A 24398-nucleotide genomic window follows, 5' to 3' on the forward strand; every position below is an offset into this window, starting at 1 on the left:
ATGCGGTCTATTATGGGTAATGCGTGGCCGTTAAGCGAGAGTGCACTTTACTCAATCACTGCACATTTCGTGGCGGCGCAATTTATCGCGCGATAAATCGCGCCGCTACGGAATGTGCGAATGGTAAAAATGGTTTTCCTGTTTTACAGGTGCGCATCCGCTAAGCACATCACAACCAAAAAAGCATAATCCACAATAAAAGGTTATGACCGCGCAGGCAGTTTCTGCTTTACAAGATGAGGGTGCCTTTCTATAGTCGAAAATTGCCAAAAAAAGATGAAAACCATTCTAAATCAGTGTTTTTGGTTCTGATTCCTTAACAGGGTACCGGTTATGGCTAAAGCAGTTATCGCAATTCACGGCGGTGCAGGCGCGATTACGCGTGCGGCAATGAGCGCCGAAAAAGAGCAGCACTATCGTCAGCAACTCACCGCAATCGTTACCGCAGGCCAGCAAATTCTTGCGGCGGGCGGCAGCGCGTTAGATGCCGTTACCGAAGCCGTACGCCTGCTGGAAGAGTGTCCGCTGTTTAACGCGGGCAAGGGCGCGGTGTTCACTCATCAGGGCACGCATGAACTCGATGCCAGCATTATGGATGGCCGCACGCTGGACGTCGGCGCGGTCGCGGGCGTCAGCCACATCCGCAATCCGATTCTGGCGGCGCGTAAGGTGCTGGAGAATAGCCCGCACGTACTGTTTATCGGTGCGGGCGCAGAAGCTTTCGCCGCTGAGCAAGGTTTAGCGCCGGTCGACGCCGATTTCTTCTCCACGCCGGAGCGCTGGGAGCAGCTGCAGCGCGCGCTGCACAGCCAGCAGATGGTGCTGGATCACGATGGCGAAGCAAACAGTCACAGCGACGATCCGCTGGACCCGGATCGCAAATTCGGCACCGTCGGTGCGGTCGCGCTCGATCTTCAGGGTAATCTGGCGGCCGCCACCTCAACCGGCGGCATGACCAACAAACAGGCCGGTCGCGTGGGCGATTCGCCTTTAGTCGGCGCAGGCTGCTACGCCAGCAACGACACCGTAGCGGTCTCCTGTACCGGTACCGGCGAAGTGTTTATTCGCACGCTCGCCGCTTACGACGTGGCGGCGCAGATGCATTACGCCGGACGCTCGCTGCAACAGGCCACCGCCAACGTCATTCATGACAAAGTGCAGGAGCTGGAAGGCAGCGGCGGGCTGATTGCCATTGACGCCGCAGGCAATGTGGCGCTGCCGTTTAACAGCGAAGGCATGTATCGCGGATTCGCCTATGTGAATGGCGATGTTGAGGTAGCGATTTACCGCGACAGCTAAGGAGCAGGCATGACGGACCAACAGCTGCAGTTTGCGCCGGAGCAGGTTCTGGCGGTGCGCGATCTTAACGTGCGCTTTGAGCATGAAGGGCGCATTACCGAAGCGGTACGCAACCTGTCGCTCGACCTGCATCGCGGTGAAACTCTGGCGCTGGTGGGCGAATCGGGCTCGGGCAAATCCGTCACCTCGCTGGCGCTGATGCGCTTGATTCAGCAGGCCGGCGGCGAAGTGAGCGGAGATATCCAGCTGCGGCGTCGCAATGGCGAGGTGCTGGATGTGATGCGCGCGTCGAACGGTCAGATGCGCAAAGTGCGCGGCGCCGATATGGCGATGATCTTTCAGGAGCCGATGACCTCGCTCAACCCGGTGTTTACCGTTGGCGAGCAGATTGCGGAATCCATCCGTCTGCATCAGGGAAAAAGTCACCAGCAGGCGCTGGCGGAAGCGCGGCGCATGCTCGATCTGGTGCGCATTCCCGAAGCGCAAAATGTGTTATCACGCTATCCGCATCAACTCTCGGGCGGCATGCGACAGCGCGTAATGATTGCCATGGCGCTGTCGTGCAAACCGGCGCTGCTGATTGCCGACGAACCCACCACCGCACTCGACGTCACTATTCAGGCGCAAATTCTGCAGTTGATCCGCGTGCTGCAAAAAGAGATGCAGATGGGGGTGATTTTCATCACCCATGATATGGGCGTGGTGGCGGAGATGGCCGATCGCGTGCAGGTGATGTATCGCGGCGATGTGGTAGAGCGCGCGTCGGTGCAGCAGCTGTTTGCCGACCCGCAGCAGCCCTATACCCGCGCGTTGCTGGCGGCGGTGCCCAAACTGGGGGCGATGCATGGCCAGCCGCTACCGGCTAAATTTCCCTTATTGCATAGCAACGGACGTGAAGAACAGGCCGCGCCGCAGGACACGGTGCGTCACGATCGACCGCCGATTTTGCAGGTGCGCGATTTAGTCACGCGCTTTGATATTCGCGGCGGTTTACTCAATCGCGTTAAACGCCGCGTGCACGCGGTCGAGAAAGTCAGTTTCGATCTCCATGCCGGTGAAACGCTGGCGCTGGTGGGGGAATCCGGCTGCGGAAAATCCACTACCGGGCGTTCGCTGCTGCGGCTGGTAGCCAGCCAGGGCGGCACCATTACTTTTGACGGCCAACGCATCGATGCGCTGCAGGGCAATGCGCTGGCGTCGCTGCGTCGCGATATCCAGTTTATCTTTCAGGATCCTTACGCCTCGCTCGATCCGCGTTTGACCGTGGGTTTTTCGATCATGGAACCGCTGCTGGTGCACAAAACGCTGGATCGCCGTCAGGCGGAGAAGCGCGTTGCCTGGCTGCTGGAGCGCGTCGGCCTGCTGCCGGAACATGCGCAGCGCTATCCGCACGAATTTTCCGGCGGCCAGCGCCAGCGCATCTGCATTGCGCGCGCGCTGGCGCTCAATCCCAAAGTGGTGATCGCCGATGAATCGGTGTCGGCGCTGGATGTGTCGATTCAGGCGCAAATCATCAACCTGATGCTCGATTTGCAGCGTGAATTTGGTATCGCTTTCTTATTTATCTCACACGATATGGCGGTGGTGGAACGCATCAGCCATCGCGTGGCGGTGATGTATCTCGGACAAATTGTGGAGATGGGGCCGCGTCAGGCGGTATTTGAGCAGCCGCGCCATCCCTACACCAAAAAACTGATGGCCGCGGTGCCGGTGGCCGATCCGGCCCATCGGCATCGTGAGCGGGCGCTGATGGTGGATGAGATCCCCAGCCCGATTCGCCCGCTGGGCGATGAGCCAGAAGTGGCGCCTTTACTGGAAGTGGCACCGGGCCATTTTGTCGCCCGGCACGCAATTAGCGGCGCCTGAGCAGCAAACAACCGCACATCTTTGGATGTCGCGCATGACAGGGATTACAGGAGAACGATAACGATGCACCATATTATGCGAAAAGGGGTTATCACTGCCGGTTTGTTGAGTTCGGCGCTGGCGCTGCCCGCGTGGGCGGCGAAAGATGCGGTGATTGCGGTGGCCTCGACCTTTACCACGCTCGATCCGTATGACGCTAACGATACGCTGTCGCAGGCGGTGGCGAAGTCCTTCTATCAGGGCTTGTTCGGCTTCGATAAAGACATGAAGCTGACCAACGTGCTGGCGGAAAGTTATCAGGCGAGCAGCGACGGCCTGACCTACACCATCAAGCTGCGCGCTGGCGTGAAATTCCAGGATGGCACTGACTTCAATGCCGAAGCGGTGAAGGTGAACCTCGATCGCGCCAGCAATCCGGATAACCATCTCAAACGCTATAACCTGTTCAAATATATCGCCACCACCGAAGTGGTCGATCCGAGCACAGTGAAAATCACCCTGAAGCAGCCGTTCTCGGCCTTCATTAATAATCTCGCGCATCCGGCGGCGGTGATGATTTCCCCGACCGCGCTGAAGAAATATGGCAAAGAGATCGGCTTCCATCCGGTAGGAACCGGCCCGTTTGCCTTTGATACCTGGAACCAGACCGACTTCGTGAAAGTGAAGAAGTGGGACGGCTACTGGAAAAAAGGCTATCCGAAGCTGGATAGCATTACCTGGCGTCCGGTGGTGGATAACAACACCCGCGCGGCGATGCTGCAAACGGGCGAAGCGAGCTTTGCTTTCCCGGTGCCGTTCGAGCAGGCCAAACTGCTGGAAGGCAACAGCAAGCTCGATGTGGTCACCACGCCGTCAATCATGCAGCGCTACATCAGCCTCAACGTGACGCAAAAGCCGTTTGATAATCCGAAAGTGCGTGAAGCGCTGGAGTACGCCATCAACCGTCAGGCACTGGCAAAAGTCGCCTTTGCCGGTTACGCCACGCCAGCCACCGGCATCGTGCCGCCCAGCATCGACTTTGCGCAGAGCTATCCGGCAATCAAATATGATCCGGCCAAAGCGCGCGAACTGCTGAAAGAAGCGGGCTTCCCGAACGGTTTCGAAACCACGTTGTGGTCTTCGCACAACCACAGCACCGCGCAGAAAGTGCTGCAGTTCACCCAGCAGCAGCTGGCACAGGTGGGCGTGAAGGTGAAAGTGACGGCGATGGATGCCGGTCAGCGTGCCGCTGAAGTAGAGAGCAAAGGGCAGAAAGAGAGCGGTGTACGCATGTTCTACACCGGCTGGTCCGCCTCGACCGGTGAAGCCGACTGGGCGCTGACGCCGCTGTTCGCCACCACTTCATGGCCGCCAGCAATCTTCAACACCGCGTTCTACAGCAATCCGCAGGTGGATAAAGATCTCGCCGATGCGCTGAAAACCACCGATCGCGACCAGAAAGCTAAGCTGTACAAAGACGCGCAGGATCGCATCTGGAACGATCATCCGTGGATCCCGCTGGTGGTGGAACAACTGCTGTCAGCCAACAATAAAAACCTCAGCGGTTTTTATGTCATGCCCGATACCTCATTCAATTTTGATGAGGCCGATCTGAAGTAACAGACGCGGCCAGCCTTAGCGGGCTGGCCGATGCTGCGCAGGACTTCGCATGCTCAACTATTTTCTCAAACGATTACTGGGACTGATTCCCACGCTGCTGATTGTGGCGGTGCTGGTGTTCCTGTTCGTTCATTTGCTGCCGGGCGATCCGGCGCGCCTGATTGCCGGCCCGGAAGCGGATGCCTCGGTGGTGGCGCTGGTGCGTCAGGATCTCGGCCTCGATCAGCCGCTGATCAAGCAGTTCTGGCACTTTATGATCAATGCGGTGCAGGGCGATTTCGGCCATTCGCTGGTCTCGAAACGTCCGGTAATTGACGAAATTGCCGCGCGCTTTTTCCCGACGCTGTGGCTGACATTCAGCAGCATGGTGTGGGCGGTGATATTCGGTATGGCGATTGGCATCACCTCGGCGGTGTGGCGCAATCGCTGGCCGGATCGCATCGGCATGACACTGGCGGTGTCGGGCATCTCGTTCCCGGCGTTTGCGCTCGGCATGCTACTGATGCAGGTGTTTTCTGTCGAGCTCGGCTGGTTGCCGACCGTTGGCGCGGATAGCTGGAAACACTACATTTTGCCATCGATCACCTTGGGTGCAGCGGTGGCGGCGGTGATGGCACGCTTCACCCGCGCGTCGTTCGTGGAGGTGATGCAGGAAGATTACATGCGCACCGCGCGCGCCAAAGGGGTGCGCGAATCGCTGGTGGTGGTGAAACACGGCCTGCGCAACGCGATGATCCCAGTGGTCACCATGATGGGCCTGCAGTTTGGCTTCCTGCTCGGCGGCTCGATTGTGGTGGAGGTGGTGTTCAACTGGCCCGGCCTGGGCCGCTTGCTGGTGGATTCGGTCGAGATGCGCGATTACCCGGTGATTCAGGCCGAAGTGCTGCTGTTCTCGCTGGAGTTCATCCTGATTAACCTGATTGTCGATGTGCTGTACGCGGCAATCAACCCGGCAATTCGCTACAAGTAAGGAGTTGCAATTGAAGAACTGGCGACGAGCCGCGGCATTGAAAACCCTGCCGACTATCACGGAAAACCGGGTACGCACGCCGTGGCGCGAATTCTGGCGACGCTTTCGCCGTCAGCATGTGGCGCTGCTGGCCGGACTGTTTGTGCTACTGCTGATCGTGGTGGCATTTATCGCGCCGCTGATTGCGCCGTTTGATGCGGAAAACTATTTCGATTATGACCGGCTAAACGAAGGGTCGTCGCTGATGCACTGGTTTGGCGTTGACTCGCTGGGGCGCGATATCTTCAGCCGTGTGCTGGTGGGCACACGTATTTCGCTGATAGCCGGTTTCTTCTCGGTGGCGATTGGCGCGCTGATCGGCACCGTTTTAGGCCTGCTGGCGGGCTATTACGAAGGCTGGTGGGATCGCATCACCATGCGTATCTGCGATGTGCTGTTCGCTTTCCCCGGCATTCTGCTGGCGATCGCGGTGGTGGCGATTATGGGCAGCGGCATGAGCAACGTGATTGTCGCGGTGGCGATCTTCAGCATTCCGGCGTTTGCCCGTTTGGTGCGCGGCAATACGCTGGTGCTGAAACATCAAACCTATATTGAGTCGGCACGCAGTATTGGCGCGTCGGACTGGACCATAATTATGCGTCACATCCTGCCCGGCACGGTGTCGTCGATTGTGGTCTATTTCACCATGCGTATCGGTACCTCGATTATCACGGCGGCGAGTTTGTCCTTTCTCGGCCTCGGCGCGCAGCCGCCCACGCCGGAGTGGGGCGCGATGCTCAATGAAGCGCGCGCCGATATGGTAATTGCGCCGCATGTCGCCATCTTCCCGAGCCTGGCGATTTTCCTCACCGTGCTGGCGTTTAACCTGCTGGGTGATGGTTTGCGTGATGCGCTGGATCCCAAATTGAAGACCTGATGGTGGGTCCGGTCGCCATTTATGGCGACCTCTTCAATAACCGCACCACTTCGGTCTTAGAACGTTTCCCAATTGTCATTACTGTGCGCGGCGGCAGGCTGCGCGCGGGTTGGTGTTATCACCGGTTTCACCACTTTCGCCACCGTTGCAGTCGCCTGGCGCGTGCCGGTTTTGAAGCGGGCCACCGCAGAAGAGAGGCTGCTGGCCTGCTGCTCCAGCGACGCTGAGGCGTTAGCCGATTCCTGCACCAGCGTGGCGTTCTGCTGCGTGACGCGATCCATCTCGTTCACCGCCTGACCAATCTGGTCGATGCCGCGGCTCTGCTCATCGGACGCTGAAGCAATCTCGCCCATGATATCGGTGACGCGGGTAACAGCGCTGACGATTTCCTGCATGGTTTCACCGGCGCTGCTCACCTGCTGCGAACCGGTGTTGACACGCTGCACGGAATTCTCAATCAGCAGTTTGATCTCTTTCGCCGCCTGAGCGCTGCGCTGTGCCAGATTGCGCACTTCACCCGCTACCACGGCAAAACCGCGTCCTTGTTCACCGGCGCGCGCCGCTTCAACTGCCGCGTTGAGCGCGAGGATGTTGGTCTGGAAGGCGATGCCATCAATCACGCTGGTGATATCGGCGATTTTCTTCGAGCTGTCGGCGATATCGCGCATGGTTTTCACCACACCATCCACCACGTTGCCGCCTTTATCGGCGGTTTCCGAGGCGGTTTTCGCCAGCTGCGTGGCCTGACGCGCGTTATCGGCGTTCTGTTTCACCGTGGCGGTCAGCTGTTCCATACTGGCGGCGGTCTCTTCCAGCGATGCCGCTTGTTGCTCGGTGCGTGAAGAGAGATCGTTATTGCCGGTGGCAATCTCGCTGGCGCTACCAAAAATCGCATCCGCACTATCACGCACATTGTTGATGGTGCTGAGCAGCGACTGCTGCATATGGTTGAGGCTGGCGGCAATCGATGCCATTTCACTGCGGCCTTCCACCTGCAAACGGGCGGAGAGATCGCCGTCGGCGAAGCGCTCCATCTGCTGCTGCACCTGCTTCATCGGTGCCAGCAGGATGCGACGCACCAGAATCCACACCGCAACCAGCAACAGCACCACAACTATCGCCATCACGGCGACCAACACCAGCATGTGCTGATAGTTATTATCATATTCCGCGTTGCGCTCGGCCAGCAGCTGCACGTTGTGCTCGCGCCATTGCTTGTACGCGACTTCCAGATCGTCCTGCGCCTGCTGGGCGTCAAGGTTGCCATAGGCGGCGTAATCATTGGCTTTCAGGAACGCTGCCGACTGTTTCAGTAATTCTGCGAAGGCAGCAAATTTAGCGTCGACTACACTGGCTGAATCAGCGCTTTGTCCGGCAATGCGCGGCATGCTCTGGTAGAGGTCATAATGTTGCTTTGCTTCATCCAGTGACGCACCCGCGCTGATCAGCAGTTTGTTGATGGCGGCGACGGACGCTTCATCCGTCTGTTTTTTCAGGATACGAATGGCGACGCGGTTAATGATCACGCGCGTTTTCACCAGCGTTTGCCAACCGTCGGCCAGCTCACGCTGCTGATGTGACAGCTGATTACTGGTGGTGAAATTATGCTGTCCGGTAATCAGTGATGATAAAAACAGCGAGCCGGAAATCGCCTGCATCGCGGTGAAAACCACCAATATCATCATGATGGCTGTCACAATTTTCATTCGTTTAAACATAGGTGCGTCTCTGAGGAAGTAGGCTGATATCCAGGTTATCGGTATAAAAGCAAATCGCTTAAGTGCCAGCAGGAAATAATTACGTCACGGGACGATGAGAGGCGGGAAAAACAGATGAAAGCGTTTAACTACGAGCAGGATTTCAAGCACATCAATTTTCGCCAGCAGCCTGAGCTGTATCAGGTGGGGCGCGGCGAGCAGGGCGTGCTGATGGTCGAGCCCTATAAAAGTGAGATTCTGCCGCACTGGCGTTTTCGCACCGTCGAGCTGGCAAAAGAATCTTCACAGCAGATTATGCAGCTGTTTGAGGCATATCGCGCGCAGGACGATTTTGTCGGTATGGATATGGCGCGCAAATATATTCAGATGGGTTATACGCGTGCACGCCGCTACAGTAATCATCAGGGCGGGCGTAAATATGACGAGGCGGGCAACGAACTGCCGCGTACCACAGAAAAAGAGAAGGCCGCTGCGGCGGCCGTTTTCAAAGCGTGCTGGGATAAACTGCGCGCGGATACAGACTATCTGGCGCGCAAGCGTGCGCACCAGCAGAAGTATGGTTAAACGCGCGTGCCCCACAGATCGTATTCATCGGCGTGTTCCACTTTAACGCGGACCACGTCGCCGACTTTCACCTGACGATCGCCGTTCAGATAAACCGCGCCATCGATTTCCGGGGCGTCAGCCATGCTGCGTCCCACCGCACCTTCTTCGTCCACTTCATCAATCAGCACCAGCACTTCGCGGCCGATTTTCTCCTGCAGCCGTTCGCTGGAGATCTTCTGCTGCAGCTGCATGAAGCGATCAAAACGATCCTGCTTCACGTCGTCCGGTACCTGATCCGGCAGCTGGTTAGCAGTTGCGCCATCTACCGGGCTGTACTGGAAGCAGCCAACGCGATCGAGGCGCGCTTCCCGTAGGAAGTCGAGCAGCATCTGGAAATCTTCTTCGGTTTCACCGGGGAAACCGACGATAAAGGTTGAACGCAGCGTCAGCTCCGGACAGATTTCACGCCAGCGCTTAATGCGCTCCAGCGTACGCTCTACCGCGCCGGGACGCTTCATCAGCTTGAGGATGCGCGGGCTGGCGTGCTGCAGCGGAATATCGAGGTACGGCAGAATCTTGCCTTCGGCCATCAGCGGGATCACATCATCCACATGCGGATAAGGATAAACATAGTGCAGACGCACCCACACGCCGAGTTTGGCTAACTGCTCGCACAGGCTCACCATGCTGGTTTTCACCGGCGATCCGTTCCAGAAACCGGTGCGATGTTTAACATCCACGCCGTAAGCGGAGGTGTCTTGTGAGATTACCAGCAGCTCTTTCACGCCCGCTTCGACCAGACGTTTAGCTTCGTCGAGCACCGAACCGATTGGGCGGCTATCAAGATCGCCACGCATTGATGGAATGATGCAGAAGGTGCAGCGATGGTTGCAGCCTTCGGAAATTTTCAGGTAAGCGTAATGACGCGGCGTCAGTTTGACACCTTGCTCTGGCACTAAACTCAGGAACGGATTGTGTTCTGGTTTCGGCACATAAGTGTGCACATGCGACAGCACCTGCTCGTAGCTGTGCGGGCCAGTGATCTCCAGCACTTTCGGATGCACTTCGCGGATCTGATCCACTTTGGCACCGAGGCAACCGGTGACGATCACTTTGCCGTTTTCATTCAGCGCTTCACCAATCGCTTCCAGAGATTCCTGTACGGCGCTGTCAATAAATCCACAGGTGTTAACGATGACGATCTCCGCATCATCGTAGCGTGGCACCACGTCATAGCCTTCAGTACGCAGCTCCGTCAGGATGCGTTCAGAGTCGACGAGGTTTTTCGGACAGCCGAGGGAGACGAACCCCACGCGCGGTGGATTTTTGACATGGCTCATAAGGATAAAAATTCATCATAATTAGTGTGGATAGGGGGGCGATTGTACAGAGGTTGCCGGGGAAAATGTATAGGCTGTGTAAGAATCTCCTTATGGGGTAACTAATGCATGATGATTGTGCTTAACTCTGTTGGCGGTGCGGCTCACTCGCTGGCGCAATGGCCCTCTGTGGCGATCCGAGTTGTGTAAGCTGGCGCCTTTTGCTTAAATGTTGGGTCGGTGAAGGTAAGTTGTTATCTTCGCTGAAAATTTCAAATCGCACTGATAGTGAATCCTCACTGCCAGGGCAGAAGTGGATAATGTGAGAGCAGACATATGCAAGAGATCGTCAAAGGTTTTCTGAATTTTCAACAGAATGTGTTCCCTGAAAGGAAGGATCTTTTCAAAAGTTTGGCATCCAACCAAAATCCTAAAGCCCTGTTTATCTCCTGCTCAGACAGCCGTCTGGTGCCAGAGCTGGTGACGCAGTCGGAGCCGGGTCAGCTGTTCGTGATCCGAAACGCCGGTAATATCGTGCCACCGTTTGGTCCAGAGCCGGGCGGCGTGTCCGCAACCATTGAGTACGCGGTTGTCGCTTTGGGCGTGACCGAAATTATTATTTGTGGTCACTCTAACTGCGGTGCCATGAACGCCATTGCTTCCAATGCCGATCTCGAAACCATGCCCGCGGTCGATCACTGGTTGCACTACGCCAACGCGGCGAAAGCGGTGGTGGAAGAGCGTAACTACGATTCCGTTGAGAAGCGTCTCAACGAAATGGTGAAAGAGAACGTGATTGCGCAGCTGAACAATATCAAAACACACCCTTCCGTAGCGGTAGCGCTGCGTAAAGGCAAAATTCGCCTGCATGGATGGGTTTATGATATTGAGAGTGGCGGAATCATTGCCCTGACCAAAGGCGGTGAATCCTTTATTTCGCTGTCGGAAAACCCGGAAACCTGCTTCGAGTAATTCCGCCTAACCACCTGCATTGCAGGTGGTTATCCTCGCATTTCGTTAATATTTCCCGCCACGTTTTTGACGACCTCCTACACTTGAGAAGCAATTACCTCTGATAAGGGCTTTCTCATGCGATTTCCCCTTTATGCTTCTGTTTTAACGCTGGCAATACTGGCGGCGGGCTGTACCTCTCATGTGACTAATCAACAACAATATTCAGGATTTCTCGGCGATTACAGTGAATTGAAGGCCACTGAGTCGCCCAGCGGTAAACCGACCTTGCGCTGGATTTCACCCGATTACCATGATGCTGATTACAAAGGCGTGGTGTATACGCCAGTGGTCTATTATCCGGCGGCACACCCCACGGCACGTATCGATCAGCAAACATTGGATGCGATCCGCAGCTATACCGATACGCAACTCAAGCACGCGATTTCCCAGCGTAAACCGCTGGTGACGCAAAAAGGCCCTCACACGCTGGTAGTTAAAACCGCTATCACCGCCGTTTCTGCCGAAAATGAAGGCGTGCAGTTCTATGAAGTGGTGCCAATTGCCGCTGTTGTTGCCAGCACCATGGCAGCGACTGGGCATCGCACGCAAAACAGCGCGCTGTTCCTCGAAATGGAAGCGCTGGATGCGCAAACTGGCAAGCCGCTGATCAAGGTGGTGCGCAAGGCATTTGGTAAAAACCTGCCGAATAACAGTGCGCCAATCACACTTAACGATCTGCGTCCGGGCATCGACGAGATGGTCCGCGATGCGCTGACCTTCCCCGCACAGTAAATTCTCCCCCGGCGGCGTGCCGGGCTTAATGTTTTGTAAATCCTGCACATCCTTTGTCGCGCGCTGACTACGCTTTACGGCAGACCGCGATAAAGGAGAATGCCATGCGTTTACTGCCCGCCGCGCTACTGTTTGGCGCTTTAAGCACGTCCTTACCGTTATTCGCTGCCGATGTGCAGGTTCAGGTGCTTCAGGACAAGCTCGACCATCCGTGGTCCGTGGCTTTTCTACCCGATAATCAAACGCTGTTAATCACTGAACGATCCGGCCAGCTGCGCAGTTGGCAGCCGGGTAAAGGCTTGTCGCCACCGATCGGCGGGGTGCCGAAGGTGTGGGCGAATCGTCAGGGTGGCTTGCTGGATGTGGTGCTGGCACCGGACTTCGCCGAAAGCCGCCGCGTGTGGCTCAGCTACACCACCGCCGATGCCAGCGGTCGGGCTGGTGGCGTGGTGGGTTATGGTCGCCTGAGCGATGACAACCGTCAGCTGAGTGACTTTAAAGTGGTGCTGGAGCAAACGCCGAAGCTGTCGGGCGGCGCCAATATCGGCACGCGACTGGCATTTGATCGCCAGGGCTTTCTCTATATCGCCTTCGGTGACAACTTCGCCAGCAGCAGCGCGCAACAGCTGGATAAGCTCTCCGGTAAAATCGTGCGTCTGACCAAAGACGGTGAAATCCCGCCGGACAATCCGTTTGTTGATCGTCAAGGCGCGCGCGCGGAAATCTGGTCCTACGGCATGCGCAATCCGCAAGGGCTGGCGCTCAATCCGTGGACGCAGCAAATGTGGGAAAGCGAACACGGCCCGCGCGGGGGTGATGAGGTCAACATCCCCGAGAAGGGCAAAAATTACGGCTGGCCGCTGGCGACGCACGGCATTGATTACAGCGGGCAGAAAGTGCCGGAAGCAAAGGGTAGTGAACTGGAAGGCACTGAGCAACCGCTGTATTTCTGGAAAGTCTCGCCGGCCATCAGCGGCATGGCGTTCTACAACAGCGCGCGTTTCCCGCAGTGGAAAAATTCCCTGTTTATTGGTGCGCTGAAAGAGAAGAGTTTGATTCGCTTGCAGGTCAACGGCGAGAAAGTGGTGGAGGAGCAGAGATTGCTGGAAAATCGTGGCGAGCGTATTCGAGATGTGCGTCAAGGCCCGGATGGTTATCTGTACGTGCTAACCGATGAATCCAACGGCAAGCTGCTGAAAGTGGGGCTGCCAGACACAGCCAGCGCCCCACGCGGTTAAATTAGCGTGCCCAGTTACACACCTCCCATCCGCGCTGTTGTGCTTCCTGCAGCAGCAGCGGATTGGGATTGACCACCCACGCATGATCGGCATGTGCCAGCAGCGGTAAATCATTCATCGAATCGCTGTAAGCCCAGGTGCGTTCAAAGCGTTGATCTTGCTGTAACGCTTTCCAGTCACTGAGGCGTGTCACTTTACCTTCGCGATAGGTCATGGTGCCGTAGGTTTGTCCGCTGTAGCGTTCATCCACCACTTCCACGCCTATCGCCAGCGCGCCGTGTACACCAAGGCGTTCGGCGATGGGCACCGCAAGATGATCGCCGCTGGCGGTGATGATCATTACCGTGTCGCCGCGCTGCTGGTGCCACTCAATACGCTCGCGGGCGGCAGGGAACACGCGCGGCATGATGTCGCGATGGATAAAGCGGCGTACCCAGCCTTCAACGGTCATCGTAGCCATGCCGGCGAGTGGCGCCAGCGTGGTGTTCATATACTCTTCAATGGATAACGTACCGGTGTGATATTGCTCCATCAGGATTTTCTCCTGCTGGATGATCTCTTCGGGGGCAAAGCCCTGTGAAACCAACCAGCGCAGCCAGAGGCTGGTGCTGTCTTCACAAATCAGGGTTTCGTCCAAATCGAAAATGGCTAAGTCCATCGCGGCTCTCCTCAGGCTGACTGAGTTCAGGTTAGCGGAAATTTGTGACTGGCTTAACCGTTCTGCGAAAAATCGGAATTACACGCAAAATTTTTCAATAGTCAGATGGGCAAAAGTGGCGGCGCTGCGCGGTTGGTGCCAGGGTTATTCTAATAAACTCTATAAAACTTTACGATTGAGCGGTTTTTTTCGCTGGCCTGAACCGTTAGCGTGGGGCAAGACATGTCTTGCCTGCAAGAAAACCGAGATTTAACAAGGACAATCTGGTCACGCTCATGAGAAAAAACACCTTCGCTTCTGTCTGGCGGCCGTTGGCTGCGTCTTCACTTCTTTTACTCTTTATCCCCGCAGCCACCCTGGCTGAACAGGCACCTGCGGCACCGCAAATTGACGCCAAAGCCTGGATTTTAATGGATTACAACAGCGGCAAAGTGTTGGCGGAATCCAATGCCGATCAACGCCTCGATCCCGCCAGTTTGACCAAAATGATGACCAGCTATGTGGTCGGCCAGGCGCTGAAATCGGGCAAGATTCACAACGATGACATGGTTACCATCGGCCAGGATGCGTGGGCAACCGGCAATCCCAAGCTGCGCGGCTCATCGCTGATGTTCCTTAAGCCCGGCGATCGCATTCCGGTCTCTGAGCTGAATAAAGGTGTGGTGATTCAATCTGGCAACGATGCCTGTATCGCGCTGGCTGATTATGTCGCGGGCAGCCAGGATTCGTTTATCGGGTTGATGAACAACTACGTCAAGGCCTTTGGCCTGCAAAACACCCACTTTATGACGGTACACGGCCTGGACGCCGAAGGGCAGTACAGCACCGCGCGTGATATGGCGATTATCGGCCAGCGCCTGATTAGCGATGTGCCGGAAGAGTATGCGATCAACAGTGAAAAAGAGTTCACCTTCAATAAGATTAAGCAGATGAACCGCAACCGTCTGCTGTGGAGCACCAATCTCAAGGTGGATGGCATTAAAACCGGTCACACCTCCGGCGCGGGTAACAATCTGGTGGCGTCGGCAACCGAAGGCGATATGCGGCTGATTTCAGTGGTGCTCGGTGCGGCGACCGATGCCACGCGTTTCCGCGAAAGTGAGAAGTTGCTGACGTGGGGCTTCCGCTTCTATGAAACCGTGACGCCGATTAAGGCCGATAAACCGTTTGCGCAGCAGCGCGTTTGGTTTGGCGATCGCAGCCAGGTCAATCTTGGCGTCGCAAAAGACGCCGCGATCACCGTGCCAAAAGGGCAGATGAAAAACCTCAAGGCCAGCTTTACCCTGAATTCACCGCAGCTGGAAGCGCCGCTGGAGAAGAATCAGGTGGTGGGCACTATCGATTTCCAGCTGGACGGCAAAACCATTGAGCAACGTCCGCTGGTGACGATGGAAGCGGTGCCGGAAGGTGGCTTTGTTGGCCGCATTTGGGATTTCATCATGATGAAATTCCACGGCTGGTTCGGGAAGTGGTTTAGTTGAGACAAAAACGGTGCGCTTGATGCGCACCGTTTTTTACAGGCTCGTCATTAATGGCGACCCCATCGCTTACTCACGAATCCACCCTTTCTTAATCGGCATGGCGAACAGCGCGCGATACACCTGATGCGTAAACGCCAGCATGCGTTCGCCATACAGCTGCCACGCCATGTGCGACGCCAGACAACCCAGCAAGCCAACCAGGAATCCGCCCAGCATATCCAGCGGCCAGTGCACGCCAAGATAGACGCGTGACCAGGCGATGGCGCTGCCTATCACCAGCAACACCACACCTGACCAAAGGCGATGCCAGAAGATAAATGCCAGCGCAAAGGTGAAAATGGTGGTGCCGTGATCGCTCGGATAGGAATCATCAGGTCGGTGTGACAGTAACTGATGGCCAAAACCAATAGCGAACGGACGCGGATGCGGCAGCAGCTGGCCGACGCACCACGAAATGCTCAGCGCATACAGCAGCGCCATGCCGGTTTTTAGCACCAGCTCGCGTTGAGACTGCACCTGATCGCGCGGTCCCCACAGCCACAGCGCCACAATCAGCAGTGGTACGATGGCGATCACATCTTTGGCGATAAAAGTCGCCAGAATGATCAGCCACTGCGGTGAATCCTCTGTAGCGTTAATCCATAAAAAGAGCGTGTGGTTCAATGCTTCCATCACGATTCCTTGTCCTCGTCTTGTTTACCCGAAAAACAGCAGAGCAAAATTGTCTGCAAAATAAAGCTGATAGCCTAGAAGCGTCCGAACCAGGAATAAATAGTCGCGCTCTTAATCTTATCGCGGGTTGTTGGAGTGTTTAACTTTGATGAAAGTTGCATGAAGATTTAAAAAATCGACATCAGAGTGGCAGGATGGAATTTTTGTCTGAGAAGAACCTTAAGCGGCAGAATGGCAGCCATAAAAAAACCCGCAAGTCAGTGACCGGCGGGCTCCACAATTTGGGGATTTCAAAGAAAAGCAGTGGCACTTATTCAGACTGCGACCCCAGAAGAAAGTTCTGGACAGCGCAAAAATATTTTTATAAAGGCAAAAGCGGCCAGATTATCACGATCAGGGTACCGGCCAGCGTCAGCAAAACATTCGCGATCGCATACGTTCCTGCATAGCCCAAGGCTGGGATGCTGCTGCGCGCGGTATCGCTGATGATCTCCATCGCTGGCGCACAGGTACGCGCGCCCATGATGGCACCAAACAGCAGCGCGCGGTTCATACGCAGCACGTAAGCGCCGAACAGATAGCAAATCACCACCGGCAGCAAACTCACCAGCAAGCCACTTAGCAGCATCAACGCGCCGGCGCTGCCGAAACCGTGCTGCAAGCCGTTGCCCGCGCTCAGACCTACGCCCGCCATAAACACCATCAGGCCAAACTCTTTCACCATCGTCAGCGCACCCTGCGGGATGTAGCCAAATGTAGGATGGTTAGCGCGCATAAAGCCCAGCATGATGCCTGCGAACAACAATCCAGCGGCGTTACCGATGCCGAAGCTGAAATTGCTGAACTGGAAGGTGATCATCCCGACCATCAAGCCGACGATAAAGAAGGCGCAGAAGGCCAGCAGATCGGTGATTTGGCTGTGAATGGCGATAAAGCCAATGCGATCGGCCAGGCTTTTCACGCGACGCGCTTCGCCGCTTACCTGCAGCACATCGCCTTTGTTTAGCATAATGCTGTCATCGATCGGCATTTCGATTTGGCTGCGAATCACCCGGTTGAGGAAGCAGCCGTGATCGGTCAGTTTGAGATGACTCAGGCGCTTGTTCACCGCGTTGTGATTTTTCACCACAATCTCTTCGGTGACGATGCGCATATCCAGCAGGTCACGGTCGAACACCTCTTTGCCGTTACGGAAGCTGGGATCAAGACGCGCGTGCGCATCGGGATAGCCCACCAGCGAGATATCGTCGCCCAGCTGCAGCATCGCGTCACCGTCCGGGCTGGCGAGAATACCGTTGCGGCGCAAACGCTCGATGTAGCAGCCGGTCTGGCGATGAATGCCCAGCTCGCGCAGGTTTTTACCGCCGCTCCACTCCACCAGTTCCGGACCCACGCGATACGCGCGGATCACCGGTAGAAACACTTTGCGCTGGCTATCAGCGTCGAGGCCGCGCTCGCGCGCGATTTGCTGCGCGCAAGTCGGCAGATCCTGATGCTGCAGGCGCGGCAGATAGCGCGCGCCAAAAATCAGGCTGACTAAACCTACCAGATAGGTGAGGGCATATCCGAGGCTGAGGTTGTCCTGCATCAAAGTGAGCTGATGGCTGTCGCTGATGCTTTGCCGCAACGTATCGCCAGCACCCACCAGCACCGGCGTTGAGGTCATTGAACCGGCCAACATGCCCGCGGTTAAACCAATATCCCAGCCGAATACTTTGCCGAGCGTCAGGGCGATTAACAGCGCGCTGACAACCATGACAATCGCCAGAAAGAAGTAGTTTTTACCGTCGCGGAAAAATATCGAGAAAAAGTTAGGCCCGGCTTCCACGCCAACACAAAAAATAAACAACATAAAGCCAAGACTTAATGCGTCAGTATTAATGGCGAAATGCTGTTGACCTAAAATCAACGAAACAACCAGGACTCCAATGGAATTACCGAGTTGGACCGAGCCGAGGCGTAATTTACCTAAGCAGAGTCCGAGGGCTAAAACGACAAATAATAACAGAACGTCATTTCCGCTTAACAATTCTGCGACGTTAATGTTCACGGTTTAACTTCTTCTTAACCTGTAACCAGTTGATGAGAGGGACTTTTTTCGCTATCTTGTGCCGAACGTTAAGGTTCCTGCAACAAAAGCGTTCAAGCCGAAATCTAAAGCGGCGTCATTCTAATCATAATTAACACCCTCAGCTATCGGCAGTTTTCATTCCTTTCGCCTCCAGCTGTTTCTTTTTATTTCCAGTCGTGCGCATCAGGGCAATAAAAGTTTCATAATTGTTAACGTCAAAGTTGAGGATAATTATGTTGCAGCGCAATAATCGCTGGCCAGCATCCATTCTGGGCGTGATGCTTTATACGCTGGTGTTTATTTATGCACATCATTTCTGGGCCGCCGCCAGTGAACAAGCCGTACGCGGACAGCCAGAATTACTGCTGTTTTTACTGCCGGGATGTGTGATGGCGCTACTGCAGCCGGAAAGTCCGCTTATCAGCACCTTGTGGGTCGCGCTAGGCGGTACGCTGCTGGGTATGATGTGGTTAATGCTAGCGGTGCCAATGACGCACAGCGGCTTGTTGATTGTGGCCTGGAGTTTGAGTGCGCTGTTTTGGGCGGGCTGTGGTGCGCTGCTGGTGCGCTTGCTGCGGATTATGCTGGCGATGCGAGCCGAATAGCACCTGCAAAAACGGGCCCGCAGGCCCGTTCTCTTAGGCTTCGATACCCAGGTTTTCTTTGGTCCAGGCAGCGAATTCGGTGTAGCCACCGATGTGCTGATCGTCGAGGAAAATCTGCGGCACGGTCGTCACCGGCTTGCCGGCACGGGCTTCCAAATCGGCTTTAGTAATGCCGGTGGCCTGAATATCCACGTACTGATAGTTAAAATCGTCGCGCTCGCTGGTCAGCTTAGCCGCCAACTCTTTCGCACGTACGCAGTAAGGGCAGCTAGAACGGCCAAAAATCACTGCAATCATTGCTTCTCTCCTTCCGCTGCTGTTTTGTGACTAGAATCACATCACAGCGTGAATAATGCGTCACATCATGCCCGCCCATCCTGCTTAAAGGAAGAAGAATATACCTGTTACTCTAATACTTACCGCCTATACATTGGGTAAAATGCGGCTAACGCTGAAAGAACAATCAAGGAACCATCGCATGCGTAATCTCGCCACATTACCCAAACCCGTGTTGCTACTCGAAGTGCTCGGCGTGCTTGCCGTGATTGGCGCCTTGTTGCTTACCAACGATTGGGTGAGCGCACCTGATTTCATCGCCAAAAAGCCGCTGGCGACGCTGCTGTTTTTTCTTGGCATCGCGCTGATGCTGCCTGCGGCATGGATGATGATGTGGCGCACGGCGAAGGCGATGGCCCCGCAATTGTTCAATCATTCCAACAAAAAGAAGTAACCACCGGAGAGAATTTATGACGCCGACTATCGATTTACTGTGCAGCCACCGTTCCATTCGCGCTTTTACCGAACAGGGCATTGACGAGGCGCAACGCAGCGCCATCATTGCAGCGGCACAAGCGGCTTCGACCTCCAGCTTTTTACAGTGCTCCTCAATTATTCGTATCACCGATCCCGCTAAGCGCGAGCAGCTGGTCCAGCTGACCGGCGGCCAGCCTTGGGTCAGCGCAGCGGCGGAGTTTTGGGTGTTCTGCGCGGATTTCAATCGTCATCAACAGATCTGCCCGGATGCGCAACTGGGGCGTGCTGAACAGCTGCTGCTCGGTTGCGTTGATACCGCGCTGATGGCGCAAAATGCCATGGTGGCGGCGGAATCGCTGGGCCTTGGCGGCGTATTTATTGGCGGGATTCGCAACAGCATCGCTGAAGTGACCGAGCTGCTTGAACTGCCGAAGTTTGTGCTGCCGCTGTTCGGCTTCTGCATCGGCCATCCGGCTGATACACCCGATGTTAAACCCCGCATGCCGCACGCGATGCTGGTACATGAAAACCGCTATCATGCAGTCGATAAAAATCTGTTGGCGCAATACGATGAGCAAATTACCGCCTATTATCAGCAGCGTGATAGCAACCAGCGTTCCGAAACCTGGAGTCAGCTGATTCAGCGTCTGATCATTAAAGAAACGCGTCCCTTCATACTGGATTACCTGCATCAGCAGGGCTGGGCGACGCGCTAAGCACAAGGAACTCTGTAATGAAAATGGCCATTCTCACTCGCGATGGATCGATCTATTCGTGTAAGCGTCTGCGCGACGCCGCGGAGGAGCGTGACCATCAAGTGCAGATGATCGATCCGCTCTCCTGCTACATGAACATCAATTCCGATTCGCCTGCGGTGCACTATCGCGGCGAGGCGCTGGGGCATTTTGATGCGGTGATCCCGCGCATCGGCACCGCTACCACTTTTTACGGCACCGCGGTGCTGCGTCAGTTCGAAGTGCGCGGCAGCTATCCACTCAATGAATCGGTGGCCATTACCCGCGCGCGCGACAAACTGCGTTCGCTGCAGCTGCTGGCGCGTGAGGGCATTGATATGCCGATCACCGGTTTTGCTTCTTCGCCGGATGATACTGATGATTTGATCGCGATGGTGGGCGGTGCGCCGCTGGTGGTGAAACTGGTGGAGGGCACACAGGGCATCGGTGTGGTGCTGGCGGAAACGCGGCAGGCAGCGGAGAGCGTGATTGACGCTTTTCGTGGCCTCAATGCCCATATTCTGGTGCAGGAGTTCATCAAGGAAGCGCAAGGACGCGATATTCGCTGCCTGGTGATTGGCAATGAAGTGGTGGCAGCGATTGAGCGCGAGGCGAAAGAGGGCGATTTTCGCTCCAATCTGCATCGCGGCGGCAAAGCGCGTGCGGTGGAGATCACTGAACAGGAGCGCAAAATCGCGGTGAAAGCCGCCTGCACGCTGGGGCTGGAAGTGGCCGGTGTGGATATCCTGCGCGCCCAGCGTGGTCCGCTGGTTATGGAAGTGAACGCCTCGCCGGGACTGGAAGGGATTGAGGGCATTACCGGTTTAGATATCGCCACCATGATGATCACGTGGATTGAGCAGCACGCTTGCCCCGGCTATCGTCCTAAAACCGGCGGCTAACCGGCGCTTTTCAGCGGTTTTCGTGGCATCCAGATCGGTTTTTCCGTAAGCTAAGGCGCTTATTTCTTCACCCCACAGGATATTACGATGGATTCACTGGTCGTTCCGGACATTGACGTGCTGCGTCGCTGGCTGGATCAACAAAATATCACCTGGTTCGAATGCGATGCCTGTCAGGCACTGCACCTGCCGCACATGCAGAATTTTGACGGGGTGTTTGATGCAAAAATTGACCTGGTGGATAACGTTATCCTCTTCTCCGCGCTGGCAGAAGTAAAACCTACGGCGCTGATTCCGCTGGTGGGCGATCTCTCGCAGATCAATGCCAGTTCGCTAACGATTAAAGCCTTTGTTGATATTCAGGACGACAATCTGCCGAAGCTGATTGTCTGCCAGTCGATCAGTACCAGCGCCGGATTAACCTTCGGTCAGTTCTCCCACTTTATGAAGCAGAGTGAAGAGGGCGTTTCTATGGTGATCATGGAAGCCTTTGCTAACCACCTGCTGGTGGTTGAAGAAGAAGAGGAGAGACAGCCGAGCTCCAGCAGCCACGCGATGCTGCACTGAGTTCCCCGCCTCGCTAACTGCCGCTTTTTGCGGCAGTTTTCATTTTTGCCCCACCACTTTTTATTCTGCACTTTGCCCTTTATTGCCAGATATTAGTCGTGCTTTATGCCACTAGTGCCAAACCCCATAGCAGAAACATGCATAACTCATCGCAAAAAGGCGTTTTTTAAGCTGGGATCTGGTGAAGGTGGTGCGGGGGGGCTATTCTTGCGGGGCTGCTTGAGACGTGCAACCTCAGCGCAGGTATAGGTTTTTGCTATTAAACTCCCGCTGAATATTGATTCATTGTGTGCCTGTGATTTAACAGAAAACGCAACGTCCGGATCGCCGTGTATGCAGCGTTGTGATGACCCGCTCAGGAGGAAGTAAAACATGTTCAACCAACGTCAAAAATGGTTGTCAGGTGTGGTTGCTGGTGCATTGATGGCTGCGGCCGGCGGTGTGCAGGCCGAAGGCAGTACGGTACATGTGTATAACTGGTCCGATTATATCGCGGCGGATACCGTGCCGAACTTCGAAAAGCAGACCGGCGATAAAGTGGTTTATGACGTCTTTGATTCCAACGAAGTGTTGGAAGGCAAATTAATGGCGGGCAGTACCGGCTACGACGTGGTGGTGCCGTCGTCCAGCTTCCTCGCGCGTCAGCTGCAATCCGGCGTATTCCAGGAGCTGGATAAGAGCAAGCTGCCGAACTACAAAAACCTTGATCCCGATCTGATGAAGAAACTGGAGCAGCACGATCCGGGTAACAAATTTGCGATTCCTTATCTGTGGGGCACCACCGGCATCGGCTATAACGTCGATAAAGTGAAAGCCGCACTGGGCAAAGATGTGCCGCTGGATAGCTGGGATCTGGTGCTGAAACCGGAAAACCTGGAAAAACTGAAAGGCTGTGGGGTTTCCTTCCTTGATGCGCCGGAAGAGATTTTCGCTACTGTGCTCAACTACCTTGGCAAAGATCCCAACAGCTCTGACGCGAAAGATTACTCTGGCGCAGCCACTGATTTGCTGCTGAAACTGCGTCCGAACATCCGTTACTTCCACTCGTCGCAGTACATCAACGACCTGGCGAACGGCAACATCTGCGTGGCGATTGGCTGGTCGGGCGATATCCTGCAGGCGAAAGATCGTGCGGACAAAGCCAACAACGGCGTGCATGTCGGCTATATCGTGCCAAAGCAGGGCGCACTGGCATTCTTTGACATGTTCGCGATTCCAAAAGACGCGAAAAATGTGGAAGGCGCCTACCAATTCCTTAATTACATGATGGATCCCAAAGTCATCGCTGACGTTTCCAACAACATGAACTACGCCAACGGTAACAAAGCCTCGCTGCCGTTGATCAATGCGGACGTGCGCAACAATCCGGGCATTTTCCCAACGCCGGATGCCATGGCCAAACTGTTTGTGCTCAAGGTCCAGGATCCGAAACTGGATCGTGTGCGCACCCGTGCATGGACTAAAGTAAAAAGTGGTAAGTAATTCGTTCTGAACGATTATTGCCTGAAGACGACAGCAGAGGCGCAGTAATGGCCTCTGTTGTGCCATTTTTAGCGGCTGGCTGTGCCGCGCGATTTTAGCGCCGGAGAAATGTTAGTGAACGACGCGATTCCCCGCCCCCCAAATAAAACGGCTAAGGCGATGACGCCGCTGCTGGAAATTCGCAACCTGACTAAATCTTTTGACGGCCAGCACGCCGTGGATGATGTCAGTCTGACCATTTACAAAGGTGAGATTTTTGCGCTGCTGGGCGCATCCGGCTGTGGTAAATCGACCTTGCTGCGCATGCTGGCGGGATTCGAACCGCCCACCAGCGGCCAGATTGTGCTGGATGGCCAGGATCTCTCCCATGTTCCGCCGTATCAGCGCCCGATCAACATGATGTTCCAGTCCTACGCACTGTTCCCGCACATGACGGTGGAGCAGAACATCGCCTTTGGCCTGAAGCAGGACAAACTGCCGAAAGGCGAAATCAGCAGCCGCGTTGAAGAGATGCTGTCGCTGGTGCATATGCAGGAGTTCGCGAAGCGTAAGCCGCATCAGCTCTCTGGCGGTCAGCGTCAGCGTGTGGCGCTGGCGCGTAGCCTGGCGAAGCGGCCCAAACTGCTGCTGCTCGACGAGCCGATGGGCGCACTGGATAAAAAGCTGCGTGACCGCATGCAGCACGAAGTGGTCGATATTCTCGAGCGCGTCGGCGCCACCTGCGTAATGGTGACGCACGATCAGGAAGAAGCGATGACCATGGCGGGCCGCATCGCCATCATGAACCGCGGTAAATTTGTGCAGATTGGTGAGCCGGAAGAGATCTACGAGCATCCCACCAGCCGCTACAGCGCCGAGTTCATCGGTTCGGTGAACGTGTTCGAAGGCTTGCTGCGCGAACGCGGTGAAGACGCGCTGATCATTGATGCGCCGGGCTTAGTGCATCCGCTGAAAGTGCAGACCGATGTTTCTGTCGTCGATAACGTGCCGGTCCATGTGGCGCTGCGTCCGGAAAAAGTGATGCTGTGCGAAGAGGTGCCTGCCGATGGCTGTAACTTTGCCGTAGGTGAAGTGGTGCATATCGCCTATCTCGGCGACCTGTCGATTTATCACGTGCGCCTGCGCAGCGGCCAGATGATCAGCGCACAGTTGCAAAACGCCCATCGCTACCGCAAAGGCGCGCCAACGTGGGGCGATGAAGTGCGTCTCTGCTGGGACGCCGACAGCTGTGTGGTTCTGACGGTTTAAGGGGGGCG

General features: G+C 55.6%; 23 protein-coding genes. 17 read left to right on the top strand and 6 right to left on the bottom strand.

Annotated features, from left to right (window positions below; all coding sequences use genetic code 11):
- Window positions 1-333: 333 nt before the first annotated feature.
- From AAF463_RS06420 to gsiD, 5 genes are all read left to right on the top strand, one after another.
- Window positions 334-1299 carry an isoaspartyl peptidase/L-asparaginase gene (locus AAF463_RS06420; RefSeq protein ID WP_101761004.1) on the top strand — a complete coding sequence of 322 codons (966 nt, stop codon included), beginning with the start codon at window positions 334-336 and terminating at the stop codon, window positions 1297-1299.
- Window positions 1300-1308: 9 nt separating this feature from the next.
- Complete coding sequence (gsiA, locus tag AAF463_RS06425) at window positions 1309-3165, top strand: glutathione ABC transporter ATP-binding protein GsiA (protein WP_101761003.1); 1857 nt, start codon at window positions 1309-1311, stop codon at window positions 3163-3165.
- A 63-nt stretch (window positions 3166-3228) separates the two neighbouring features.
- Window positions 3229-4764, top strand: coding sequence for a glutathione ABC transporter substrate-binding protein GsiB (gsiB, locus tag AAF463_RS06430; RefSeq protein WP_192413917.1), 1536 nt, complete (start codon window positions 3229-3231; stop codon window positions 4762-4764).
- Window positions 4765-4813: 49 nt separating this feature from the next.
- Window positions 4814-5734, top strand: coding sequence for a glutathione ABC transporter permease GsiC (gene gsiC, locus AAF463_RS06435; RefSeq protein ID WP_350261737.1), 921 nt, complete (start codon window positions 4814-4816; stop codon window positions 5732-5734).
- 10 nt (window positions 5735-5744) lie between these two features.
- Window positions 5745-6650, top strand: coding sequence for a glutathione ABC transporter permease GsiD (gene gsiD, locus AAF463_RS06440; RefSeq protein ID WP_350261738.1), 906 nt, complete (start codon window positions 5745-5747; stop codon window positions 6648-6650).
- A gap of 56 nt (window positions 6651-6706) precedes the next feature.
- Here gsiD and AAF463_RS06445 read toward each other — a convergent pair whose 3' ends face one another.
- Complete coding sequence (locus AAF463_RS06445) at window positions 6707-8368, bottom strand: methyl-accepting chemotaxis protein (RefSeq protein WP_192236550.1); 1662 nt, start codon at window positions 8366-8368, stop codon at window positions 6707-6709.
- Between the two features lie 114 nt (window positions 8369-8482).
- On the opposite strand from AAF463_RS06445, the gene AAF463_RS06450 reads away from it, so the two are divergent.
- A complete protein-coding gene (locus tag AAF463_RS06450; protein WP_101760999.1) occupies window positions 8483-8932 on the top strand; it encodes a DUF4385 domain-containing protein in 450 nt (149 codons plus the stop codon).
- On the opposite strand, the gene rimO is transcribed toward AAF463_RS06450, so the two are convergent.
- The gene (gene rimO, locus AAF463_RS06455) at window positions 8929-10254 is read right to left on the bottom strand and encodes a 30S ribosomal protein S12 methylthiotransferase RimO (RefSeq protein ID WP_110865820.1); all 1326 of its coding nucleotides are present in this window, start codon (window positions 10252-10254) and stop codon (window positions 8929-8931) included. The two genes, AAF463_RS06450 and rimO, sit on opposite strands and share 4 nt — an antisense overlap.
- A 315-nt stretch (window positions 10255-10569) precedes the next feature.
- Here rimO and AAF463_RS06460 point away from each other — a divergent pair, with 315 nt between their 5' ends.
- The 3 genes from AAF463_RS06460 (at window position 10570) to AAF463_RS06470 (ending at window position 13217) form a co-directional block, all read left to right on the top strand.
- Window positions 10570-11205, top strand: coding sequence for a carbonic anhydrase (locus tag AAF463_RS06460; RefSeq protein ID WP_101760997.1), 636 nt, complete (start codon window positions 10570-10572; stop codon window positions 11203-11205).
- Between the two features lie 117 nt (window positions 11206-11322).
- Entirely contained in the window at window positions 11323-11979 is a 657-nt protein-coding gene (locus tag AAF463_RS06465; RefSeq protein ID WP_101760996.1) for a DUF3313 domain-containing protein, read from the top strand.
- Window positions 11980-12083: 104 nt separating this feature from the next.
- Window positions 12084-13217, top strand: a complete 1134-nt coding sequence (locus AAF463_RS06470; RefSeq protein WP_110865821.1) for a PQQ-dependent sugar dehydrogenase — start codon at window positions 12084-12086, stop codon at window positions 13215-13217.
- A gap of 1 nt (window position 13218) precedes the next feature.
- On the opposite strand, the gene AAF463_RS06475 is transcribed toward AAF463_RS06470, so the two are convergent.
- Window positions 13219-13875: an HAD family hydrolase gene (locus tag AAF463_RS06475; protein WP_110865822.1), complete on the bottom strand. Its 657-nt coding sequence runs from the start codon at window positions 13873-13875 to the stop codon at window positions 13219-13221.
- Window positions 13876-14150: 275 nt separating this feature from the next.
- Here AAF463_RS06475 and AAF463_RS06480 point away from each other — a divergent pair, with 275 nt between their 5' ends.
- Window positions 14151-15356 carry a serine hydrolase gene (locus tag AAF463_RS06480; protein WP_101760993.1) on the top strand — a complete coding sequence of 402 codons (1206 nt, stop codon included), beginning with the start codon at window positions 14151-14153 and terminating at the stop codon, window positions 15354-15356.
- Between the two features lie 66 nt (window positions 15357-15422).
- Here AAF463_RS06480 and ybjG read toward each other — a convergent pair whose 3' ends face one another.
- Window positions 15423-16028, bottom strand: a complete 606-nt coding sequence (ybjG, locus tag AAF463_RS06485; protein ID WP_350261739.1) for an undecaprenyl-diphosphate phosphatase — start codon at window positions 16026-16028, stop codon at window positions 15423-15425.
- A 361-nt stretch (window positions 16029-16389) separates the two neighbouring features.
- Window positions 16390-18078 carry an aspartate:alanine antiporter gene (locus tag AAF463_RS06490; protein ID WP_350261740.1) on the bottom strand — a complete coding sequence of 563 codons (1689 nt, stop codon included), beginning with the start codon at window positions 18076-18078 and terminating at the stop codon, window positions 16390-16392.
- Window positions 18079-18332: 254 nt separating this feature from the next.
- Here AAF463_RS06490 and ybjM point away from each other — a divergent pair, with 254 nt between their 5' ends.
- Entirely contained in the window at window positions 18333-18704 is a 372-nt protein-coding gene (gene ybjM, locus AAF463_RS06495; protein ID WP_271459991.1) for an inner membrane protein YbjM, read from the top strand.
- Window positions 18705-18737: 33 nt separating this feature from the next.
- Here the strand turns inward: ybjM and AAF463_RS06500 are convergent, their stop codons facing one another.
- Complete coding sequence (locus AAF463_RS06500) at window positions 18738-19001, bottom strand: GrxA family glutaredoxin (protein ID WP_007887673.1); 264 nt, start codon at window positions 18999-19001, stop codon at window positions 18738-18740.
- A gap of 181 nt (window positions 19002-19182) precedes the next feature.
- Here AAF463_RS06500 and AAF463_RS06505 point away from each other — a divergent pair, with 181 nt between their 5' ends.
- The 6 genes from AAF463_RS06505 to potG all read left to right on the top strand — a co-directional run bounded on the left by AAF463_RS06505 (window position 19183) and on the right by potG (window position 24390).
- Window positions 19183-19434: a DUF1418 family protein gene (locus tag AAF463_RS06505; RefSeq protein ID WP_101760989.1), complete on the top strand. Its 252-nt coding sequence runs from the start codon at window positions 19183-19185 to the stop codon at window positions 19432-19434.
- Window positions 19435-19450: 16 nt separating this feature from the next.
- Window positions 19451-20173, top strand: a complete 723-nt coding sequence (gene nfsA / locus AAF463_RS06510) for an oxygen-insensitive NADPH nitroreductase (RefSeq protein ID WP_101760988.1) — start codon at window positions 19451-19453, stop codon at window positions 20171-20173.
- Window positions 20174-20190: 17 nt separating this feature from the next.
- Window positions 20191-21093 (top strand): 30S ribosomal protein S6--L-glutamate ligase, encoded by a 903-nt coding sequence (rimK, locus tag AAF463_RS06515; RefSeq protein WP_350261741.1) that lies wholly within the window; start codon window positions 20191-20193, stop codon window positions 21091-21093.
- An 87-nt stretch (window positions 21094-21180) separates the two neighbouring features.
- Complete coding sequence (locus AAF463_RS06520) at window positions 21181-21660, top strand: YbjN domain-containing protein (protein ID WP_008102469.1); 480 nt, start codon at window positions 21181-21183, stop codon at window positions 21658-21660.
- Window positions 21661-22032: 372 nt separating this feature from the next.
- Window positions 22033-23142, top strand: a complete 1110-nt coding sequence (potF, locus tag AAF463_RS06525; RefSeq protein ID WP_101760986.1) for a spermidine/putrescine ABC transporter substrate-binding protein PotF — start codon at window positions 22033-22035, stop codon at window positions 23140-23142.
- Window positions 23143-23256: 114 nt separating this feature from the next.
- Window positions 23257-24390, top strand: coding sequence for a putrescine ABC transporter ATP-binding subunit PotG (gene potG / locus AAF463_RS06530; protein ID WP_158238594.1), 1134 nt, complete (start codon window positions 23257-23259; stop codon window positions 24388-24390).
- The last annotated feature ends 8 nt before the right edge of the window (window positions 24391-24398 follow it).

Source organism: Pantoea sp. BJ2, from assembly GCF_040255075.1.
In the GTDB taxonomy this organism is placed as follows: Bacteria; Pseudomonadota; Gammaproteobacteria; order Enterobacterales; family Enterobacteriaceae; genus Pantoea; species Pantoea leporis.